The sequence below is a fragment of the Aurantiacibacter sp. KMU-128 genome (genome assembly GCF_056933515.1).
On record NZ_JBXORT010000001.1, the window covers coordinates 994800 to 1014320 of the forward strand.

17 protein-coding genes and 1 tRNA gene are annotated in these 19521 nt (G+C 61.8%); 13 read left to right on the forward strand and 5 right to left on the reverse strand.

From position 1 onward, the window contains the following. Positions 1-23: 23 nt before the first annotated feature. The 4 genes from ACS0VV_RS05070 to purF all read right to left on the reverse strand — a co-directional run bounded on the left by ACS0VV_RS05070 (position 24) and on the right by purF (position 3706). Positions 24-920 (reverse strand): hypothetical protein, encoded by an 897-nt coding sequence (locus ACS0VV_RS05070; protein WP_483531642.1) that lies wholly within the window; start codon positions 918-920, stop codon positions 24-26. A gap of 120 nt (positions 921-1040) precedes the next feature. Continuing rightward, on the reverse strand, positions 1041-1397 hold the full coding sequence (locus tag ACS0VV_RS05075) for a PilZ domain-containing protein (RefSeq protein ID WP_483533501.1): 357 nt from the start codon (positions 1395-1397) through the stop codon (positions 1041-1043). Positions 1398-1498: 101 nt separating this feature from the next. Continuing rightward, positions 1499-2230, reverse strand: coding sequence for an SDR family NAD(P)-dependent oxidoreductase (locus tag ACS0VV_RS05080; RefSeq protein WP_483531643.1), 732 nt, complete (start codon positions 2228-2230; stop codon positions 1499-1501). Continuing rightward, the gene (gene purF / locus ACS0VV_RS05085) at positions 2231-3706 is read right to left on the reverse strand and encodes an amidophosphoribosyltransferase (protein ID WP_483531644.1); all 1476 of its coding nucleotides are present in this window, start codon (positions 3704-3706) and stop codon (positions 2231-2233) included. It abuts the gene before it with no gap. A gap of 296 nt (positions 3707-4002) precedes the next feature. Between purF and ACS0VV_RS05090 the strand changes: the two genes are divergently transcribed. From ACS0VV_RS05090 to ACS0VV_RS05150, 13 genes are all read left to right on the forward strand, one after another. Beyond that, positions 4003-5355, forward strand: a complete 1353-nt coding sequence (locus ACS0VV_RS05090) for an O-antigen ligase family protein (RefSeq protein ID WP_483531645.1) — start codon at positions 4003-4005, stop codon at positions 5353-5355. A gap of 168 nt (positions 5356-5523) precedes the next feature. After that, positions 5524-7728 carry a GumC family protein gene (locus ACS0VV_RS05095; RefSeq protein ID WP_483531646.1) on the forward strand — a complete coding sequence of 735 codons (2205 nt, stop codon included), beginning with the start codon at positions 5524-5526 and terminating at the stop codon, positions 7726-7728. Further along, entirely contained in the window at positions 7728-8870 is a 1143-nt protein-coding gene (locus tag ACS0VV_RS05100) for a hypothetical protein (protein WP_483531647.1), read from the forward strand. Before ACS0VV_RS05095 ends, ACS0VV_RS05100 begins: the two co-directional genes overlap by 1 nt. A gap of 32 nt (positions 8871-8902) precedes the next feature. Continuing rightward, positions 8903-10240: an oligosaccharide flippase family protein gene (locus tag ACS0VV_RS05105; RefSeq protein ID WP_483531648.1), complete on the forward strand. Its 1338-nt coding sequence runs from the start codon at positions 8903-8905 to the stop codon at positions 10238-10240. Further along, positions 10240-11142 carry a sulfotransferase domain-containing protein gene (locus ACS0VV_RS05110; RefSeq protein WP_483531649.1) on the forward strand — a complete coding sequence of 301 codons (903 nt, stop codon included), beginning with the start codon at positions 10240-10242 and terminating at the stop codon, positions 11140-11142. The genes ACS0VV_RS05105 and ACS0VV_RS05110 overlap by 1 nt, the downstream gene beginning before the upstream one ends. A gap of 137 nt (positions 11143-11279) precedes the next feature. Next, entirely contained in the window at positions 11280-12761 is a 1482-nt protein-coding gene (locus ACS0VV_RS05115) for a hypothetical protein (RefSeq protein ID WP_483531650.1), read from the forward strand. 91 nt (positions 12762-12852) lie between these two features. Beyond that, positions 12853-13854, forward strand: a complete 1002-nt coding sequence (locus ACS0VV_RS05120) for a CgeB family protein (protein ID WP_483531651.1) — start codon at positions 12853-12855, stop codon at positions 13852-13854. Continuing rightward, on the forward strand, positions 13854-14702 hold the full coding sequence (locus ACS0VV_RS05125; protein WP_483531652.1) for an FkbM family methyltransferase: 849 nt from the start codon (positions 13854-13856) through the stop codon (positions 14700-14702). The genes ACS0VV_RS05120 and ACS0VV_RS05125 overlap by 1 nt, the downstream gene beginning before the upstream one ends. Beyond that, positions 14695-15549 carry a sulfotransferase family protein gene (locus ACS0VV_RS05130; protein WP_483531653.1) on the forward strand — a complete coding sequence of 285 codons (855 nt, stop codon included), beginning with the start codon at positions 14695-14697 and terminating at the stop codon, positions 15547-15549. The genes ACS0VV_RS05125 and ACS0VV_RS05130 overlap by 8 nt, the downstream gene beginning before the upstream one ends. Positions 15550-15598: 49 nt before the next feature. Then, positions 15599-16603 (forward strand): glycosyltransferase family 4 protein, encoded by a 1005-nt coding sequence (locus ACS0VV_RS05135; protein ID WP_483531654.1) that lies wholly within the window; start codon positions 15599-15601, stop codon positions 16601-16603. Next, entirely contained in the window at positions 16603-17730 is a 1128-nt protein-coding gene (locus tag ACS0VV_RS05140) for a glycosyltransferase (protein ID WP_483531655.1), read from the forward strand. Before ACS0VV_RS05135 ends, ACS0VV_RS05140 begins: the two co-directional genes overlap by 1 nt. Further along, positions 17727-18539 (forward strand): hypothetical protein, encoded by an 813-nt coding sequence (locus tag ACS0VV_RS05145; RefSeq protein ID WP_483531656.1) that lies wholly within the window; start codon positions 17727-17729, stop codon positions 18537-18539. The genes ACS0VV_RS05140 and ACS0VV_RS05145 overlap by 4 nt, the downstream gene beginning before the upstream one ends. Positions 18540-18616: 77 nt before the next feature. Beyond that, positions 18617-19258, forward strand: a complete 642-nt coding sequence (locus tag ACS0VV_RS05150; protein ID WP_483531657.1) for a class I SAM-dependent methyltransferase — start codon at positions 18617-18619, stop codon at positions 19256-19258. A gap of 83 nt (positions 19259-19341) precedes the next feature. On the opposite strand, the gene ACS0VV_RS05155 is transcribed toward ACS0VV_RS05150, so the two are convergent. Next, positions 19342-19418: transfer RNA gene (locus ACS0VV_RS05155), tRNA-Pro, on the reverse strand. Between the last annotated feature and the right edge of the window lie 103 nt (positions 19419-19521).

Here is a 19521-nt window from a genome sequence, read left to right on the forward strand (position 1 = left end):
CTGGAAATGACGAATCGGAGAATCTACTCCCTCACACCTTCAAACTCTGCCAGTCGTTCCGGAGTCGAGTACTCGAAGCGGATGCGGCCTATTTGCCAGCGGTCGGTGCAGCAGCCGTTTAGAGTGGCCATCAGGTGATAGTCGGGGTTGGCGAATTGCCAGGTGCATTCGGTTTCGCGCTCGCCGATCTCGCAGCTATAGCCAGTCGGCCTGCCGAGCGTGGCGTAGATGTGTTCGATCTGCGCTCGCAGCGCTTCGGAATCCGTGCCGCTCATCTCGACGAAGGTCTCGTCGAATTCGGGCGGGCGGAAGCCGTATTGGGCGGTCGAATACTCGTTGAAGCTCGCCGCCAGCGTATCGATATCGCCGTCGATCAGCAGCTGCGCGAACCGTTCGCCTTTGCGCAGCGAGAGCAGATCGAGTTCGCGTGCATATTCGGAAGCCCGGCGTTCGCCTTCCGCCTGCCCTTCGGCAGTGGAGGCGCGCAGACGGATCATAGGCGGCGGTGCCATCGTAATCAGCCGGCGGAGCATCACCGGAGCCTCCCGGCCCTCCTCGATATGCACAAGCCGCACGCTGCGCCGGTTGTCGTTCGCGGCGATGCCGCCCGAATAGGAGCGCCTGCCGCAATCCCATTCATACAGGAACATATAGCGCCCATCCATTTGCGCGCCTTCCAGTTCTTCTGCCTCGCAGCCTGATAGCGCCGAAATTGCCTCGGCCGGCGTCCAGAATAGCTGCTCGCCGCCGCCAAGACCCTCGACAGCGGTGATCATGCGGCTGGCCGACGCTGTATCTTCGTCTGCGAGCGCACGGATAACGGCCTCTACCAGAGCGGTTTCCTCGGCCTCCTGCGCATGGGCCGGGAGGCTCAAACCGGCGAGCGCGAGGAGGGCAGTGGTGGCGAAAAATGTCTTCACGGAGAGGCGACCCGGTCTGTTGCGCTCTCTGCGATATCGCACAGTGCGGCGGGCAAAGCCACATACGAAAAGGGCCCCGCAACGGAGCCCTTTTCTTCGCTTTCTGGTGATAGCCTTGGCTTAGCTACGGAAGCTGCCATCCCCGCGATAGCGTGCCAGAATATTGTCGTGCACAATCGGCGAGAGCAGGTTCGTGAAGGCGCAGCCTGCCACGCCGTTTTCCCACCACACGACTTCGGCTTGCAGGCTTTCAAGCCCCGGCAGGGTCAGCCAGCAGATCGACCCTGCGTGCATCCGGTTCAATGCGGTCGCGGAAAAGCCGCTCAGCGACAGGTCGTTCACCACCGTCTGGAAGGCGCGGTTGCCGGAGGCGCGGAGCTGCGCCGGGATCATGATCCGCGTACGCGGCGCGCTGCGGTCTTCCTGGGCGGCGAGTTCGTAACGCTTGCGGGAAGAATTGCGCAGGGTGGTGTGCATGGTCATGGTGCCAGCTCCAGACGGGTTGGTAAGGACGGCCTTGCGGCCTTTGCTTTGCACAAAATGAGCGCAAGTGCTTACCGCGAACTTACCCGATATGGTTAAGCTGAGGTTTCCACTCTTTCCCGATGTAAATTGGGGAAATCTTTCTCCAGCAGCGCGGCGAGATAGTCGGCGACCGCTTCGGGCGGCTTCACCGTTTGCGGGTCTTCGCCAGGGTAGGCGCGTTCGCGCATGGCGGTGCGAGTCGCGCCGGGATCGATCACTGCGACGCGGATTTCGGAGATGCGCTCGACTTCCTTGCCGTGGCTGACGAGCAGGTTTTCGAACGCCGCCTTGCTCGCGCCGTAAGCTCCCCAGAACGGGCGCGGTTCGCTGCCCACCGAGCTGGTGAGGCCGACAATGCGGCCCGCCCCGGAGCGTTTGAGCAGCGGATCAAAGCCCGCGAGCAGTGCCTGCGTAGCGAGCACGTTGAGTGTCAAAGCCTCGTTGAACTGTTTTGCGTCGATCTGCGTAACCGGCGACAACACCGGCATTTGCGCGGCGTTGATGATGAGGAAGTCGAGCTTCGCCCACCGTTCGGCAATCGCTTGGGCGAGCCGTCCGATACTTGTCCCATCGGTCAGATCCATCGGCGCTATGGTGGCGGTGCCACCCGCTTCGTGAATGGCGTCTTCCACCGCTTCGAGGTTCTTCACCTTACGGCCCGTGATGACGACGTGCGCGCCCTTGGCGGCGAGCGCCTTGGCGGTGGCGGCACCGATCCCGCGGCTGGAACCGGTGACAAGCGCGATCTTTCCGGCGAGCGGTTGTGCGGCTTGATTGTCTGACATTTACGCGTCCTCGCTGACGGGGAGGGTGAGCTGCGCCTCGCCTTCGTGGCGGGCTTTCAGATCGGTGAGCGGGGTCGGATATTCCCCCGTAAAGCAGGCATCGCAATATTGCGGGCTGGCAGCGTCACGGCCCTTAAGGCCCACCGCACGGTAAAGCCCGTCGATGGAGACGAAGGCCAGGCTTTCCGCCCCGATAAATTCGCGCATGGCGGCGAGGTCCATACGGCCAGCAAGGAGCTTGGAGCGTTCGGGCGTGTCGACGCCGTAATAGCAGCCATGGCCGGTGGGCGGGCTGGCGACGCGGAAATGCACTTCCTTCGCGCCTGCATCGCGCATGATCTGCACGATCTTCATCGAGGTGGTGCCGCGCACAATCGAATCGTCGATCAGCACGATGCGCTTGCCTTCCACGATGGCGCGATTGGCGTTGTGCTTGCGCTTTACGCCCGCATGGCGCGCACCGTCGCTCGGCTGGATGAAGGTGCGCCCGACATAGTGCGAGCGGATGATGCCAAGTTCGAACGGAATGCCGCTTTGCTGGGCGTAGCCGATGGCGGCGGGCACGCCGCTATCGGGCACGGGAACGACCAGATCGGCCTCGCACGGGGCCTCTTTCGCCAGCTCCATGCCGATATTCTTGCGGCTTTCGTACACCGAACGCTGATTGAAGATCGAATCCGGGCGGCTGAAATAGACATGTTCGAAAATGCACGGGCGCGGGCGCGGATTGCCGAAGGGCCGGTGGCTGCGGATGCTGCCGTCGAAATCGACTTCGATCAGTTCGCCCGGCTCGACCTGCCGTTCAAATGTAGCGCCGACCACATCGAGCGCCACGGTCTCGCTGGCGAACACTACCGCGTCGCCGAGCTTGCCCATCACCAGCGGGCGGATACCCAGCGGATCGCGGCAGGCGGCCATGCCGCGCGGAGTCATCACGATCAGCGCATAGGCACCTTCGACCATGCGCAGCGCGTCGATCAGTTTTTCCAGCATTGTCGGGAAGCGGCTGGTGGCGACGAGGTGGATGATGACTTCGGTGTCCGAAGTCGACTGGAAGATCGCCCCGCGATTGACGAGGTCTTTGCGTAAGGCCGCCGCGTTCGAAATATTGCCGTTATGCGCGACTGCAAAGCCGCCGCTGGCAAGGTCTGCATAAAGCGGCTGGATATTGCGCAGGCCCGATCCGCCGGTGGTGGAATAGCGCACATGTCCGGCCGCCATATGGCCGGGCAGTTCGGCAAGCGATTCTTCGGTCGCAAAATTCTCCGCCACATGGCCCAGCGCGCGGCGGGTGAAGAACTCCGTCCCGTCCCAGCTGGAAATGCCGACCGCTTCCTGCCCGCGATGCTGCAGGGCGTGGAGCCCCAGCGCGGTAGCAGACGAGGCACGTTCCCCGTTGATGACGCCAAAAATGCCGCATTCCTCATGCAGCTTGTCGTCACCGTCTTCATCGAGGAAGGGATGGGTGAAATTCATGTGAGCCTGTAGCTGTGTTTGCCGCGCGGGGCCGCAATGGCGATGTTACGGCTGGATTACAAGCGCCATTGCAAGCGGACGCACCGCGCGGGTGGGTGATGCGCGTATGCTAGGTTGCGGCCAGAGCAGTGCGGTTGCCCTGTGTAAACTGGTGTTTTCAAAAGCCCTTCAACGCTTGCCAGCCTTTGGTTTCGCGGGTAACTGCCCCGCTCTTTCCTGCTTGGACTTACCTTGCAGGGACGGTCGCAATGTGAAGGATTTGAACCATTCCGCGTTCTAATACGCCTTGGTATGTTTTGACTGCGGAGCGCGCCTTCTGGTTGTTCGTGGTGTTCGCTGCACTGGTTTTCCTGATGGGCGGCGGCTCGCGGTTCGACATTGAAAGCACCGGTCCTTTGCGTGCCCTGGCCGCGCTCTTTCTGGCAGTAGGTCTTTGGGCGCAAAGCGGCGAACAGTTGCGCAGCATCGCGGTGCCGCTGGGGCTGCTTGTGGCGCTGGCGCTGTGGATGGCACTGCAACTCGTTCCTCTGCCACCCGAACTGTGGCGTTCGCTGGCCGGACGCGAAGACATTGTCGCGGCCGAACAATTGCTCGGTATGGACGGTAACAGCCGCCCGCTGACCTTCTCGCCGCTGCGTACAATGAACTCGCTCGCCGCGCTGGTTGTGCCGCTGGCGGCGTTGGTCTTGTTGTCGCTGCTCGACCAATCGGGACTGCGGCGCTTGCGGACCGCTGTGGTTGTTGCCGGCGTGACAAGCGCACTGCTGGGCGCGGCGCAGATCGTGCTGCCGGGGTCGCAAGGGCTCTATTTCTACGATATCACCAACGGTGACAGCGCGGTGGGGCTGTTTTCGAACCGCAACCACAATGCGCTTTTTCTCGGTATCGCGCTGGTTTTCAGCCTGTTCCAGTCGGGCAGCACGAGCCGCAGCGGCTGGGACGAGAAGGCTATCTGGATGGCGGCCGCGCGCCTGTTGCTGGTAGTGGGCATACTCATCACGTCCTCGCGCTTCGGGCTGGCCATCCTCGGTTTGATCGGGCTGGCTTATGGCGCGCGCATGATTTTTGTCTACAGTCGGTCCGATCGTGCGGTGCCCCTTTGGCAGAAGCTGGCAGGGGGCGCAGCGGCCCTCGCAGCGGTCGGCATGATCGGGCTGTTTGCTTTCCTCGGACGGATTCCTGCGCTTGAACGGCTGAACGGCTTTTATGAGGGCGGGCTGGATGAAGGACAGCGCAGCCAGACCCTGCCCTATGTGCTGCAACTTGCATCCGACCATTTCCCCTATGGCGTTGGCTTCGGCGCGTTCGAGCAGGCGTTTCGCACCATCGAGCCCGATGCCTTGCTGCGCCCCCGTTATCTCAACCATGCGCATAACGACTGGGTGCAACTGGTGATCGAAGGCGGTTTGCCCGGAGTCCTCGTCTTCCTCGCGGGAGCGATTTGGCTGCTGTTTGCGGCATGGCGTGCGATCCGCGCACGGCGGGCGGTCGGGGACAGCCTGTCCGCGCCGCTGCTCGGCGTGTTCACTCTCGGGCTGATCGTCCTCCACAGCAGTGTTGACTATCCGCTGCGCACGCCTTCGATCATGCTGGTTGCGGTGTTTGCCGTTGTTCTGGTTTTGCGGTCGGCGCAGTCGCGGCAGAGCTAAGGCTTGCTGCATATGCGAGATGGGGTAAAGAAGCACGGTGTCCGGACACCCGGTTTTTGGCTTTTGCCATGCCCGTGGCATTCTGGCAGAAGCATTGTCATAGCGTCTTCGTGGCGTAGCGCGTGTTCGTTAGACGTGCCCTACGCACGGGAATACAAGGTATTATGAATGATTGATTCTGCGAGCAGTGCATCGGCTCCAGCATTTCGTGGACAACGCGGCGGCCAGGCTATGCCGGAGGAACGCGACGGTTTCTTCGACGTCATCCCGTTCGAGCGGTATCTTGAGCTGATCCGCACCAACAAGCTGCTGATTGCGGGCGTTATTGCGCTCGCGCTGGCAATCGGCGCGATTGCTGCGCTGCTGGCCGAACCGCAATACCGCTCCACCGCCCGGATCGAGATCGGGATGACCGATCTCAACGTTACCAATGTGGAAGGGCTGGAAGAGGAAAGCGTCAACGCGGCGCGTGTGTACCTGCCGACGCAATACGAATTGCTCGAATCGAATTCGCTGGCGCTGCGCGTGGCGCGTGAACTGGATTTGCGGAACAATGATCTGTTTCTGGAAACCTATAAGCTTTCTGGCGACGGGCAGGGCAATATCGACCAGACGATCGCCGGGATCCTGCGCGGAGGGATCACCATTTCGCCGGTTCTCAACAGCTCGTTGGTGGACATCTCGTTCAGCAGTCCATCGCCCGAACTGGCAGCACTGATCGCCAATGGCTGGGCCGAAGCCTTCATTGCCGAAGACATCAGCCGCCGTTTCGGCGCTTCGATCGAGGCACGTGACTTTCTGGAAGAACGGATCGCAGAAACCCGCGAACGGCTGGAAACGGCGGAGGCCGATCTGATCACCTATGCAGCGGATCAGGACATTCTTACCATCGGCACCGGTACCGGCGACGGCGACAGTGCGGACACGGCGTCGCAATCGCTGCTGGCCACCGAATTGGCGGCGTTCAGCGCCTCGCTCCAACAGGCAACCGCGGACCGCATTGCCGCACAAGCGGCGCTGCAATCGCGTTCGGGATCGAACGCGGAAACGGCGGACAATTATGCCTCCGGCCCGACAGCCAGCCTGCGTACCCGGCGTGCCGAAGTGCAGTTGCAGCTGGCCGAATTGACCTCGCGTTTCACCGATGACTATCCGCCAGTGCAGGCGCTGCGTGCGCAGCTCGCGGAACTTGATCGCGCGATTGCTTCCGAGCAATCGGGTTCGGTCGACCGGTTGCAGGCCGCCTATCGTGAAGCGCAGGCGCGCGAAGACAGCCTGCGGGCCCAGGTAAACCGGCTGCGCGGCCAGTTGGTCGACCAGCGGCAGGACAGCGTGCAGTACAACATCCTGCAGCGCGAAGTGGATACGCAGCGCGAGCTCTATGCCGGCCTGCTCCAGCGTTTCCGTGAAATCGGCGTGGTTGGTGTGGGCGAAAGCAATGTGCTTGTTGTTGACGAAGCGCGCGTGCCGCGCGCCTATTACAGTCCGAGCCTGCGGCAGAACCTGATTATTTCGCTGTTCATCGGGCTGCTGGTAGTGGCGATTGGCGTCTACCTTTACGACCTGCTCAACCAGAGCCTGCGCAACCCGCAACAGGTCAAGGAGCGGTTGGGGATGGAGCTGCTGGCCAGCATCCCGGCGGTGGAGGAAGACGAAATCGTCGAGGATCTCTCGCAATCCTACACCAGCCTTTATGAAGCCTATTTCAGCTTCACGGCCAACGTGGCCAATGCGGCAGGCGGAACCTTGCCGCGTTCGGTCATGCTCACCTCTTCGCGGCCGGGTGAAGGCAAGAGCCTCAGCTCGGTGGCGATGGCCTATCTGCTGGGCCGTCAGGGCAAGAAGGTGCTGCTGCTCGATTCCGATCTGCGCAAATCGGGCATGTCGAGCTATCTCGGCGCGGTCGGCAATTCCGGAACCACGCAATATCTGATGGGCGACGACAACTGGCGCGCCATGCTGTCGCGTTCGCAGAATCTCGAAGGTTTCGACATTCTGCCTGCCGGTCGCAAGTCTTTGCAAGTGGCGGAACTGCTGTCCAACGGACGGTTCCAGAAGCTGCTCGACGAAGTGGAAAATGAATATGATGTGGTGGTCGTCGACGGGCCACCGGTGCTTGGCCTGGTCGACGCTCCGCTGATCGCCGCCTGCCTTGGCGGGGTGGTGATGGTGATCGAGGCCAATGACGGCAAATGGCGCTACATCGAGAGCGCGATCCAGCGTCTGCGCCAGTCCAACGCCGAACTGCTCGGCGCGATTGTTACCAAGCTGGATGAACGCAACGCCGCCTATGGTTACGGTTATGGCTACGGCTACGGCTATGGCTATGGCGAGCGGAACAAGGAAGGCGAACCGCAGGGCGCGCCAGCCTGATGACCCGTGTACTGCGTATTCTCGGCGGCCTGCTGGCTGTCCTCGCGGCGCCGCTCTTGCTTGTGCAGGGCTTGGCGAATGCCCGGGTGGACGCGCGACTGGCCGATCTCAACGGCTTCTGGCAGGCCGATCTTGCCAGCGCGCTCGTGCAGGTCGAGCAGAGCGACAGCGCCTTGCAACTGGATGTCAACGCGGCAGGCGTAGGTCTTGCGCGCGATGCCTTCGCGCGCGAGCCCTTGGCCAGCGATGCGCTGTTCCCGATTGCTGTCGCCTGGGCGGCAGAAGGGCGGGCTGCGGATGCCGAGGCGCTGGTCAATGCCGGACTGCGGCTTGACAAGCGCAACCGCTCGCTTGGCGTGCTCGAACTGCAGCGCGTCGCCGCAGCGCAAGATTTGCCGGGCCTGTTCGCGCAGATTAACCGCCTATCGGTGCTCTATCCGCCGCTCATCAATGATTTCGTCCAGCCGCTCACCGCCGCGCTCGAAGATGATGCTTCGGTGATTGCCATCCGCGATGCTCTGGCCGCAGAGCCGGTGTGGGCGGGAGCGTTCTGGAACAGCATTCCGCGCTCGCCGCGCGGGCTTGCCAATATGTACGCATTGCGGCAGGCGGTTGATGCCGGTGTGACCGAAGAAAGCGATGCACGGCTGCTTGAAGGGCTCGGCAATGGAGGCCTGTTCGCGCAGGCCTTCGCCCATTGGGAGGCGCGCCTCGCCGGACCAGACGCCTCGCCGACGGGGTTCACCCTCGATGAAGCCTACGCGCCGATGGGCTGGCGCAGCACGCGCAGCGGAGATCTCTCCTTCGCCGCCCGAGGCGATGGCGGTTATGATATCTATGTCGAACGGCGTACGGCAGGCGAGCTTGCGCGGCAACTCGTCCGGCTATCGCCCGGAACCTATCGCTTTGCTGCGACCACCAGTCCGGCAAGCGATGCGGAGCACTTGCGCGTCTCGCTGTTCTGCGCCGGCTCGCCGGAAGCTGCGGGAAGCGGGCAGTCGCAAACGCTTGACCGGGCAGCGACCTTTACGGCTTCTGCCGCTTGCGAAATATACTGGCTGGTGTTGACCGGCGAAGCGTATGAAACCCGCGGAGCGCTCGATGCGCGGCTGACAGGGATGCAATTCGAAGCGGTGCGCTAAGCGCGTTCTTTGGCCGGAGAGAAGCTGGAACCATGGCGAACCCCGCTCCATCAGGCGCGAGTGGCAAATCCTTGCTGCGGTATTTTGTCGGCGGTTCGGCGGGGCTGTTCGTGCTGCGGATCATCTCCGTTGTTCTGGGGCTGGGGGTCTCCACGATCCTCGCGCGCGAATTGGGAGCTGCCGAATTTGGCGTGTTCTCCTTCGCCATCGGCGTTGCCACACTGCTTTCGCTGCCCTTTTGCGGCGGCCTGCCTACGCTGCTGATCGGTGAGATCGCAAACGCCCGCGAAACCGGCGACGCGAGCAAGCTGCGCGGCGTTATCCGCTGGGGCTATCTAACCCAGTTGATCCTCCTTCTGGTTTTTGGCGGGCTGGCAATCGGCACCTATCTGGTCGCGATCGGCCTTGGCGTGTGGTGGTGGAACGAGCGCGAAACGCAGATCGCGCTCTTGGTGCTGCTGATCGTGCCGGCAATGGGCTTCATCCATTTGCAACGCGGCATTCTGGTCGGGTTTGAGCGACCGGTGCTTTCGGGCATCGGGGAACAGCTGATCAGACCTGGCGCAATGCTCGGCCTGCTGCTGTTGTTCCTTGCCATGCTGGACACCGGCAGCGTGGGTGCCTTGTGGCTGCAACTTGGTGCGACGCTGATTGCCGGGGCGGTGATTGTGGCGCTCATTCGTTGGGTGCTGCCCCCAGCAGGCGATGCGACGCCCGAAATCCGGTGGAAAGAATGGACGCTGGCGATGCTCCCGCTCACGGCGACCACCGCCACCACGATTGTCAGCAATAACACGGATATCCTGATGCTCGGCATTCTGCAGCCGCCCGAAGAAGCGGGCGTGTACCGCATTGCCGCGCAGATTGCGGTGATCGCGGCAATCCTCTCGCAAATCTTGCGGTCTATCGCGGCGCCGCAAATCGCCGCCGCGCATGCGCGCGGCGATCTGGGAATGATGCGTCGGCTGATGGTGCACACGGGCTGGGCGGCCACTGCTGCCGCGCTCGGCTTCGTTGCTGCGTTTGCGATTTTCGGCGAGTGGGCGTTGGTCTTGGTTTTCGGGCCGGAATACGCGGCTTCCTACTGGCCGTGCCTTGTGCTGGCGATCGGCACAGCCTTAAGCGCAAGTTGCGGGTTGGTGAGCATTGCACTGCAGATGACCCGCAATGGCGGTGTGGTGGCGAAGGCAGCGATTTTGGCGGCGATTGCCAATGTGATTCTCAATCTGGCGTTGGTGCCGCAATATGGTGCTTTGGGCGCGGCCATCGGAACTTCGGTTTCGCTTTTTGTAATGCAAATCCAATTGGCGTTGAAAGCGCGCAAGCAGCTGGGTATCCGCACGGACATCTTCCAGATACCGAGGTCGTGATGACGCGTTTCCCTGATTTCTTTATTGTCGGTGCGCCCAAATGCGGCACGTCCAGTATGTTTTCGTGGCTGCAGCAGCATGAGGATACCTATCTGCTGTGGAAAGAGCCGAACTTCCTTTCTTCGGATGTCTTGGATGTGAGTGCGGAACCCGAAGCGGCCAAGAGCGAACAGGAATGGCTCGACAGGCTTTGTCCTCCGGAATCTGCCGGTAAGCTCACCGGTGAGTCCACGCCCAAATATCTGTACTCGGAGCTCGCGCGGGAGCGCCTTGCAAAAGAGGCAGATCGAATCAAGCTGATCGTCATGCTGCGTAACCCCGTCGAGCTCGCGATTGCCATGCACGCGCAGAATTGTCGCGAGGGGCGCGAGCGGGAAACAGATTTCGCCACTGCATGGGCTCGCGGCCCCGTCAGGCCCGGAGACCGGATGGGCGATTACCGTTTCTGGGGCAGGCCGGGAGTCCAGCTGGCGCGGTATCTGGAGAGATTTCCGGCACACCGCGTAAAAGTCATGCTTCTCGAAGAGGAAATGCGTCAGAATGCGCAGGCCGCACACGCCTCGGTAATCGAATTCCTCGGTCTTTCTCCGCACAAGCTGGACGACTATTCGGCAAGGAACGAGCGTCGCGGCTTTGCATCGACCCGTTTGCAAGGAGCCCTTGGCATGCTGCGAAGGGCTACCTACCGGCAGCTCGACAGATTAAATGTCAACATTCCAACGGGAACCGGTCTGTTGAAGATTGTTGATCGGCTCAATAGCCGCCGGCCTTCAAAAGCCTACGTGCCCGAAGCTTTGAGGCAAGAGATGATCCAAGAACTGCAGGAAGATGCACGGCTGACAGCGCGGCTTTTGAACCGGAAGAGTTTGCCTTGGCACGGGTTTGACTGGAATGACGGCTAGCGGGCGAGGCCGCCTATTGGGCTTGCTTTAGCTGCCCGCGGCTGTCTATGCGCTGAAGGCGCGCAGAAAGGACAGGGAAGACTGTGACACAAAACTGGGAGCAGATCCGACCTGTGATTCTGGCATGGATGGTCGCAATGTCCATCATCGCGGCATTTTTCGGGTTCTCCAATCTGGCTTGCGATGGTTTCGGATGCGCGCCGCGCACTTCAATCGGCCTTAACCTGATTGGACTATCGGCAATCCTGCTCTCCTCCTTATCGGCTGCAGTGGTGCTTTTGAAGGCCAATGCGCAATTGGTCTTTACGCCCCTGGTGGCCTACGCTGGCTCATGTGCGCTGTTTTTCGGTTTCGGGCCGATGCAGAATTTTCTCGCCAGCCAGCGAACCCTCGCGTTTCAGGCGCAGACGATTTATGCCATCGGGCCGGACGAGAATTTGCGAACCAATCTACTGACCAGCGTGGGAATTGCCTTCTCGCTAGCAGCGATTTATTGGGCGCTCCCCAAAAAGAACCGTGTTTTGCTCAGGATACCGAAAATCTCCCTAGGGTCAGTGGCGATATTGTTCGTGGTCAGCGGATTGGCGCTCAAGCACCTGATTATCATGCCCAGCGTCTATGGCACGGTGCCTTGGCAGGTGCCCGGAGTGCTCGAAAACCTGCGCTATCTCCCCGATCTCGGCTACGCTTTGATGGCAATGCTGGGCGCTTCGGGAAAGAAGAATTGGGCCATCGCCTTCTGGCTTTTGTGGCCGCCCCATTTCCTTCTCGCTTTTCCCGAATTTGCCAAGAAATCGGTGATGTTGACGATCCTGTTGCCCGCTATTGGTGCCTATGTAGGCCACCGTTCGCTGAAGCGGTTTGCCCTGTGGATCATTCCGGCAATGCTGATCTTTGCTTTTCTGCAGAACACCAACTCGATTGCCCGACAGGCAGAAGTGCTGGCGAGTGAAGAAGGGGCTGCAATCGGCGTATCGCAGAGGTTTGCTATTCTTGCAGAGGCCGCTTTCGGCGAGGAGGATCCCGAAGCCTTGCTGCCATACGAGCAGCAAGGTGCCGCGATCTGGTGGCTGCGCCTCAACTATTCGGGCCCCCAAAACGCCGCCATGGAGCTTTATGATAGCGGTGTAAGCAGCGACTTTACGCAGAATATCCTGATCTATGCCGTGCCGCGCTTCCTTTGGCCCGACAAGCCTGTGCTCGCGAGCCCGGGGCAGGAATTCCACCAGATTGTGACACAGAGGGCAGATGCCGAAACCAAGGTTGCCATAACAGTTTTCGCCGACGGGTATTGGAAAATGGGTTGGTTCGGGGTCGCCCTGTTTTCTGCCATCGCCGGCCTGATTATGGCAGTTATGGCGAGGTTGACGATGAACCAGTTGAGCCAGGGGCTGTATCTCTATCTTCCGGCTGCTGCGCTTGGTATCCAGATCGGAGCGCAGGCGAGCACAGCTTTTCTGCAAAACGCCTTCCTATCCGGCCTGCCGATCTATTTTGGTTATTGCCTGGTCGTTGCCCTCGTTTACGGGCAGATAGGTCAGCTGCGCCTGGTTTCCCGCAACGCAGCGGCCACCGGCCCGAAATATGGTGGATCAACGGGATCTTTATCAGCATCCTAGTTTCGGAAGATTTGTCATGATCGCTTCGGCCCCTTCAGCCCCGAAAGGGTGCATACTCTACATTGGCAACCTGCGCGCAGGCTCCAATGGCGTGGATCGTATAAAGGTACTCGAAGAGTTTGGCTGGAAGGTCGAGGGATTCGACACTCTGCCATTTCGCGCGGGAGGCAACCGGATTGTCCGTTCGCTGACAGCGCGCTGGCAGATCGGCCCGCAGGTCGCCAAGCTCAACGCCATGCTGCAAGCGCGTGCGGCGCGGGCGGATTACGATGTGGTGTTTGTCGACAAGGGCACCGTGCTGCGGCGGGCAAGCGTGCAGGCGCTCAAGGCCAATGCCCGCGCCAGGATCGCCATCCACTACACGCCCGATGCGGCCTTTTACGACAACCGCTCACGCGAGTTTTTCCGCGCCATTCCCGATTACGATCTGCTGGTGACGACCAAGCCCTTCGAGACGGAGCATTACCGCAAGGCGGGCGCGCGTGACCTGCTGTTGATCGAACAGGGTTTTGGCCCGCGTATCGATCCGGCTCTGGCAGACGATGTGCCCGAACATTTGCGCAGCGAGGTCGCCTTTGTCGGCCATTGCCAGCCGCATTACGCCAAAACTCTGGAAGTGGCAGCGCAAGCCGCGCCGCTCACGATCTGGGGGCCGGGCTGGCCCGAATATGCCGGGAACAATGCTTGGGCTAGGGACGTCGTGCGCGGCGCCGGCCTCTATGGTGGGGACTACGCCAAAGCGCTGGCAGGCGCGAAAATCGCTATCGGCCTGCTCTCCAAGCGAGTGCCCGAAACAACCACCACGCGCAGCTTCGAAATCCCCGCAATGGGCACCATGCTGCTTGCCGAGCGGACGGATGATCACCAGCGGCTGTTCACCGAAGGCGTCGAGGCCGAGTTTTTCGCCTCACCGGAAGAATTGTCACAAAAGCTTGCGTTCTATGTTGCAGATGCGAAGAAGCGCGAAGCGATTGCGCAAGCGGGCATGGCGAAGTGCCAGAGCGCGGGCTATTCGACCGCCGCGCAATTCGCACGGATTTCACATTGGCTGGACGCTGCCTTGGCGTCCGGCAAAGAGGGGACATCGCAGTAATGGGATCACTTTCGGCCAGGCTGCGGCGGGCGCAATGGAAGCTGGGTCGGCGGCTGTATATGACCGCGCGCGGAGAGCCGCGCTCGAACCTGCCCGACAGCAGCGATGAACGTTATATGCAGGCCGCGACGCTGGCGGCTTTGGGCGAGGGGCCGGCGACCATTCTCGATGTCGGCGCGAACAAGGGCCAGTGGTCGAGCCAGCTTCTGGGCCTTGCGCCCGCTACGATGCGTTCGCCCGACAGGCTGCGCCTGCACGCGTTCGAGCCGGTTCCGGCGACGCGCGAAGTCTACAAGGCCAAGCTGGCGGTGACCCCCGGCGGCGACTGCGCGACACTGCACCCGCTGGCGCTTTCCAACGAAGCGGGAACAGCGGAAATCGCCATCTGGGGCGAGACCGCGGGCACAAACACGCTTTCCTTCGACGATAGCAGCGTGGGCCGCGCGCAGACCGTTCTGACCATCGAAACGACCACGCTGGACAGCTTTCTGGCCGAACACGGCATTGATCATGTCGCGCTGCTCAAAATCGATGCCGAGGGGCATGATTTCCTTGTCCTGCAAGGCGGCAAGGAAAGCCTTGCGGCGGGCAAGGTCGATGTCGTGCAGTTCGAATACAGCCACCGCTGGATCTATGCGCGGCAATTCCTGCGCGATGTCTTCCGCCTAATCGAGGATCTGCCCTATTCGCTGTGCCGCATCCGGCATGACGGGCTGGAGCATATCGCCGAATGGCACCCCGAGCTGGAACGCTATTTCGATGCCAATTTCGCGCTCGTCCACGAACGGGCGGAAGGGCGTTACGCCATCCTTCGCGGTGCGTTTGACGGCGGGAACACCTATGCCTGATGCGCGGCAGCTTCCCACATTCCTGATTATCGGCGCGGGCAAATCGGGCACCACGTCGCTGTGGAACTATCTCGACCAGCATCCGCAGGCGGGAATGTCGCGGATCAAGGAGCCGAGCTATTTCTCGATGGACGATGTCCATGCGCGCGGGCTCGACTGGTATACGACGCTCTATGCCGGGAAAGAGAATGCGCTGGTGCGCGGGGAGGCGTCCAATTCCTATTCGGCGCTGGAGACATTCCCGCACACGCTTAATCGGATTGCCGAAGTGATGGAGGTGCCCAAATTCCTCTACATCGTGCGCCATCCGCGCGCGCGCAGCGAAAGCGACTGGATGCAGCGCAGCAAGATATCGGATGTGAGCTTTACCGACTTTCTGCACAATGATCCGGTCTATGCCGACAAGAACCGCTATCTGCGCACGCTGGAGGCCTATGAAGCGCGCTTTGGTGCGGGCTGCATCAAAGTGCTGTTCCACGATGATCTGCGCAAAGATGCTGCTGGCTTGCTGCGCGGGATCTGCGAGTTTCTCGGCATCGACCCTGACTTCGCTTTCGACTTCGAAACGCGGCACGGCCAGTCGAAAGAGGCGCGCAAATTTGTCGGCGGGCTGGGCAAGCTGCGCAACACCAAGCTCTATGCCGATCTCAGCATGGCGCTGCCATCGGGCGTAAAGGAGAAATTGCGCGGTGCGCTCTCCACCACCCATGCCATCGAGCGGCCGGAGTGGAGCGCGGCAGATATCGCGTGGTTCCGCGAACGGTTCGAAGCGCCTTCGCGTGCTTTTCTCGAACGGGTTGGGCGCGGCGCGGATTCCTGGGACTGGGACGAAGGCTGGAGCGGGTGATGGCCAACACCATCCGCCCGCTTGAACACGCTGCGGAACGCCTTGGCTGATGCCGCTCAAAGTCACTCTGCTGATGCGTCCGGTGGCGGAGCGTGCTTTCAGTATCGAAGCGGTGTTCGATACGGTGGCGCGTCATGTGCCTGCCGATATCACGCTGACCACGATAACCTCGCCGTATCCCAGCAGAGGGCTCCTCCCGCGACTGCTCGGCATCTGGCACGCGCGGCAGGCCTGCCGCGCTGCCGATGTCGTGCATATGACGGGTGACGCGCATTATCTCGTCTATTTGCTGCCCAAGCGCAAAACCGTGCTGACGGTGCATGATTGCGAGTTTCTGGAGCGCAGCAGCGGCTTCAAGCGGTGGCTGTTGTGGTTTTTCTGGCTGCGATTGCCCGCGTGGAGAGTATCGCGCATTACGTGCGTGTCCGACGGCGCGCGGGCGCAATTGCTGCGCTGGCTTGCGGTCGATCCTGACACAGTCTCGGTCATCGAAAACCCGCTTTCGAAGCCGCTCGAACGCGTTGAGCGGCCCTTTAACAATGCCAAGCCGCGCCTGCTGATGATCGGGGCGGGGCCGCATAAGAATGTCGAGCGGGTGGCGGAGGCGCTGGCCGGTTTGCCGGTAACGCTGGAGATTATCGCGCGGGTTGATGATGCACGGCTCGCGCGGTTGCGCGCCGGAGGTTTGGCGGTCGAGGCCCGGCACGATCTTTCCGATGCCGAACTGGCGGAGGCCTACGCGCGGGCCGACATCCTGATGTTCCCCTCGCTCGCCGAGGGATTCGGGCTGCCGATCCTTGAGGCGCAGGCGGTCGGGCGACCTGTTGTTACTTCCAACCGGGCACCGATGAAGGATGTGGCGGGCGAGGGCGCGCTGCTGGTTGATCCCGAAGACGCTAATGCAATCCGCAACGCGGTTGAACGCCTGATGGCCGAGCCCGAACTGCGCGCGCAGCTCGTCGCCAAAGGCGCGGCAAATGTGCAGCGTTTCGCGCCTGAACGCGCGGCAAAGGCATATGCGGCGCTGTGGCGCGATGTGGCGGAGGCGGGCTGATGCGCATAGCATTCCTCGCCGGACACCTCTCGCGCCGCGCCTCAGGCGTGCGGCAAATGATCGAAGGCCTGTCGGGCGCGCTCGCAGCAAGAGGCGCGGAAATCCGCGTGTTCGGCATTGCGGACGCAGCTTGGGCCAATGGCGATGCGGAGACGTGGCAGGGCGCTCCGGCGGAAGTTTTCCAGCGCTATGGCCCCGCCAATCTCGGTTTCATGCCAAAATTCGGCGCGGCGCTGGTCGCCTACAAGCCCGACATCGTGCATCTCCACGGCATCTGGATGTATTCCTCTGCGGTTGCCGCTTCGTGGGCAGGGAAGGGTGAGGGCAAGCTGGTGATCTCACCGCACGGAATGCTCGCGCCCGCCGCGCTGACCTATTCGCCGACCGCAAAGCGCATCATCCGCGCCGCGTGGCAGAACCGCGCTTTCGCCCGCGCCGCCGCCTATCACGCCACCGCCGAACAGGAGGCGAGCGACACGCGTGCTTTTCTCGGCGATGTCGATGTGGAGATCGTTCCCAACGGGGTTTCCGATACTGCCGTCACCCGCCCGGAGTGGAGCGCACGGCAAAAGCGCGTTGTTGCAGTCGGGCGGCTGCATCCGGTCAAAGGTTATGACCGCCTGATCGAGGCGTGGGAGCGGGTGCGGGCGGTGCATTCCGATTGGCGGCTCGAAATCGCGGGCCCTGATCCCGATGGCTATGCGGCCCATCTGCGCACACTCGCCGAGCAATATGGCGGCGGAACCGTCACCATTTCGCCGCCGCAATTCGGCGCGGCGCGCGATGAATTGATCGCCAACTCCCGCCTCTTCGCGCTGCCATCGCTGACCGAGAATTTCGCGCTCACCGTGCCCGAGGCGCTGGTCTGTGCCACTCCCGTGCTCGCCAGCACGGGCGCACCGTGGCAGGGATTGGTGGAGCAGCAATGCGGCTGGTGGGTCGAGCCCGAACCGGCACGCCTTGCCGATGCACTGCTGCAAGCCATCGCGGCGGATGGGGCGGGAATGCTCGAAAGCATGGGCGCAAAGGGGCGCGACTGGGCTCTTTCCGAATTCGGCTGGGATGGTATCGCGGCGCGCATGGAAGGCTTTTACGAACGGGTGATGCACGGGGGAGGCGGCGCATGAGCGACAGACCCTGCATCTTCGTCACCGGCATATGGAAATCGGGCAACCACCTTGCCTATTCGGCGTTGAACGCGATGGGCATTGAGGGCCCGTTCAACGGCATCGCTGCGCATCTAGTGTTCGGAAAACACCGTTGGGCCAAACGCCTGATCCGCTCGCCGCGAGGGCCGGGTGATGCGATACAGGTAGGGCTGGAAACCGGTGCCCAAGTCAGCCGCCGCTACATCGCCAAGCAGGCGCAACGGCTCTCGGGCAAGATCATGGGCGGCCACGCGGCCCATTCGCCCGAGCTGGCGCAGACTTTGCGCGAAGAAGGCGCACGGATGATCTGCATCCGCCGCGATCCGCGCGATATTCTGGTGAGCTTTGCCGACTGGATCGGCGGGCGCGCCGATTTCTACCTCCACCCCGATTTCCAGCCGCTGTCGCGCGAAGACCGCGTGCGCGTGTTGCTCGACGGCGGGCCGACGCGGATCGCGCCGATCTTTCCGTTTCTCGACATCCTCGAACGCGGGATCGGCTGGACGCGCGAAGCGGGTGTGCTGCAAGTCAGGTTCGAAGACCTGCTCGGCCCCGCAGGCGGGCAGAGCGCAGAGGCGCAGCGCGCCGCCGTTGCAGCGATCCACGCGCATATCCAGCCGGAAACGCCGCTCGACGCTGTCGATATCGGCTCGATCTATGGCGGCTCGCTCACCTTCAACAAAGGCCGCAGCCAGCGGTGGCGGGAACTGGACGATGCCGCTTTGGTGGCGAGTATCGAACGCGAGTTGGAACCGGTGTTGCCGCAATGGGGATACGAAAGCGCCTGACTTGTGTTACGCGCACCGTCCTGTAGAGGCTAGGCGCAATTGTGCAGTGCAACACGCTGCAATCCGGGGAAGACCAGATGAACGAAATGACTTCCGGCGACCACATTGGTGGCTACGAATATGACGACGCCGAACTCAACCATTCGCACGAATATCTGCTGCCGAGCCTGAAGGCTGAACTTGCGAAGCTCAACTGCGAGAAGCGCGTGTTCGAGCTGGGTTGCGGCAATGGCAGCATCGGAGCGGCGATGTCGGCGGCTGGCTGGGACGTGACCGGCGTCGATGTGTCGGAAGACGGGATCAAGCAGGCACGGGAGCGGCACCCTGAACTGAAGCTGCATTTCGGATCGGCCTATGACGATCTCTCGGCGCAATATGGCACCTTCCCGGTGGTGACGAGCCTTGAAGTGGTGGAGCACGTGTTCCACCCGCGCATCTATGCAAAGACGCTGTTTTCGCTGCTGGAGCCGGGCGGAACGGCGATCATTTCAACGCCCTATCACGGCTATTGGAAGAACCTCGTCATGTCCGCGACGGGTAAGATGGACGCCCACTTCACCGCGCTTTGGGACTATGGCCATATCAAGTTCTTCTCGATCAAGACGCTGACCGAATTGCTTGAGGAGACCGGCTTCGAAGTCGAACGCTTCCTGCGCGTCGGCCGCATTCCGCCGCTGGCGAAGTCGATGATCGCGGTGGCGAAGAAGCCTAAGGGCTAATTGAAGGGCCGAGCGTGCCCTTCGGTTGCGCACGGAAGTTTCGACGGAAAATCATCCCCCGGATGATTTTCTCTTGTCGAAACTGGTCGGGGAGAGAGGATTCGAACCTCCGGCCCCTGCCTCCCGAAGACAGTGCTCTACCAGGCTGAGCTACTCCCCGACCGGTGCTTGCGGAAGCGAAGCTCCCGCGAGGCAGAGGCGGGCCTATAGGGTCAGTCCGGGGCGCTGGCAAGCCAAAGTCGAAGCCCGCCACATTTTCACTC

What these genes read in the sequence shown, in the direction of transcription:
- ACS0VV_RS05095 (WP_483531646.1), top strand. Translation starts at nt 5,524, where the DNA reads ATGATTGATTCTGCGAGCAGTGCATCGGCTCCAGCATTTCGTGGACAA.
- ACS0VV_RS05075 (WP_483533501.1), bottom strand. Translation starts at nt 1,397, where the DNA reads ATGCACACCACCCTGCGCAATTCTTCCCGCAAGCGTTACGAACTCGCC.
- ACS0VV_RS05145 (WP_483531656.1), top strand. Translation starts at nt 17,727, where the DNA reads ATGAGCGACAGACCCTGCATCTTCGTCACCGGCATATGGAAATCGGGC.
- ACS0VV_RS05130 (WP_483531653.1), top strand. Translation starts at nt 14,695, where the DNA reads ATGCCTGATGCGCGGCAGCTTCCCACATTCCTGATTATCGGCGCGGGC.
- ACS0VV_RS05125 (WP_483531652.1), top strand. Translation starts at nt 13,854, where the DNA reads ATGGGATCACTTTCGGCCAGGCTGCGGCGGGCGCAATGGAAGCTGGGT.
- ACS0VV_RS05115 (WP_483531650.1), top strand. Translation starts at nt 11,280, where the DNA reads ATGTCCATCATCGCGGCATTTTTCGGGTTCTCCAATCTGGCTTGCGAT.
- ACS0VV_RS05080 (WP_483531643.1), bottom strand. Translation starts at nt 2,230, where the DNA reads ATGTCAGACAATCAAGCCGCACAACCGCTCGCCGGAAAGATCGCGCTT.
- ACS0VV_RS05110 (WP_483531649.1), top strand. Translation starts at nt 10,240, where the DNA reads ATGACGCGTTTCCCTGATTTCTTTATTGTCGGTGCGCCCAAATGCGGC.
- purF (WP_483531644.1), bottom strand. Translation starts at nt 3,706, where the DNA reads ATGAATTTCACCCATCCCTTCCTCGATGAAGACGGTGACGACAAGCTG.
- ACS0VV_RS05135 (WP_483531654.1), top strand. Translation starts at nt 15,599, where the DNA reads ATGCCGCTCAAAGTCACTCTGCTGATGCGTCCGGTGGCGGAGCGTGCT.
- ACS0VV_RS05150 (WP_483531657.1), top strand. Translation starts at nt 18,617, where the DNA reads ATGAACGAAATGACTTCCGGCGACCACATTGGTGGCTACGAATATGAC.
- ACS0VV_RS05140 (WP_483531655.1), top strand. Translation starts at nt 16,603, where the DNA reads ATGCGCATAGCATTCCTCGCCGGACACCTCTCGCGCCGCGCCTCAGGC.
- ACS0VV_RS05100 (WP_483531647.1), top strand. Translation starts at nt 7,728, where the DNA reads ATGACCCGTGTACTGCGTATTCTCGGCGGCCTGCTGGCTGTCCTCGCG.
- ACS0VV_RS05105 (WP_483531648.1), top strand. Translation starts at nt 8,903, where the DNA reads ATGGCGAACCCCGCTCCATCAGGCGCGAGTGGCAAATCCTTGCTGCGG.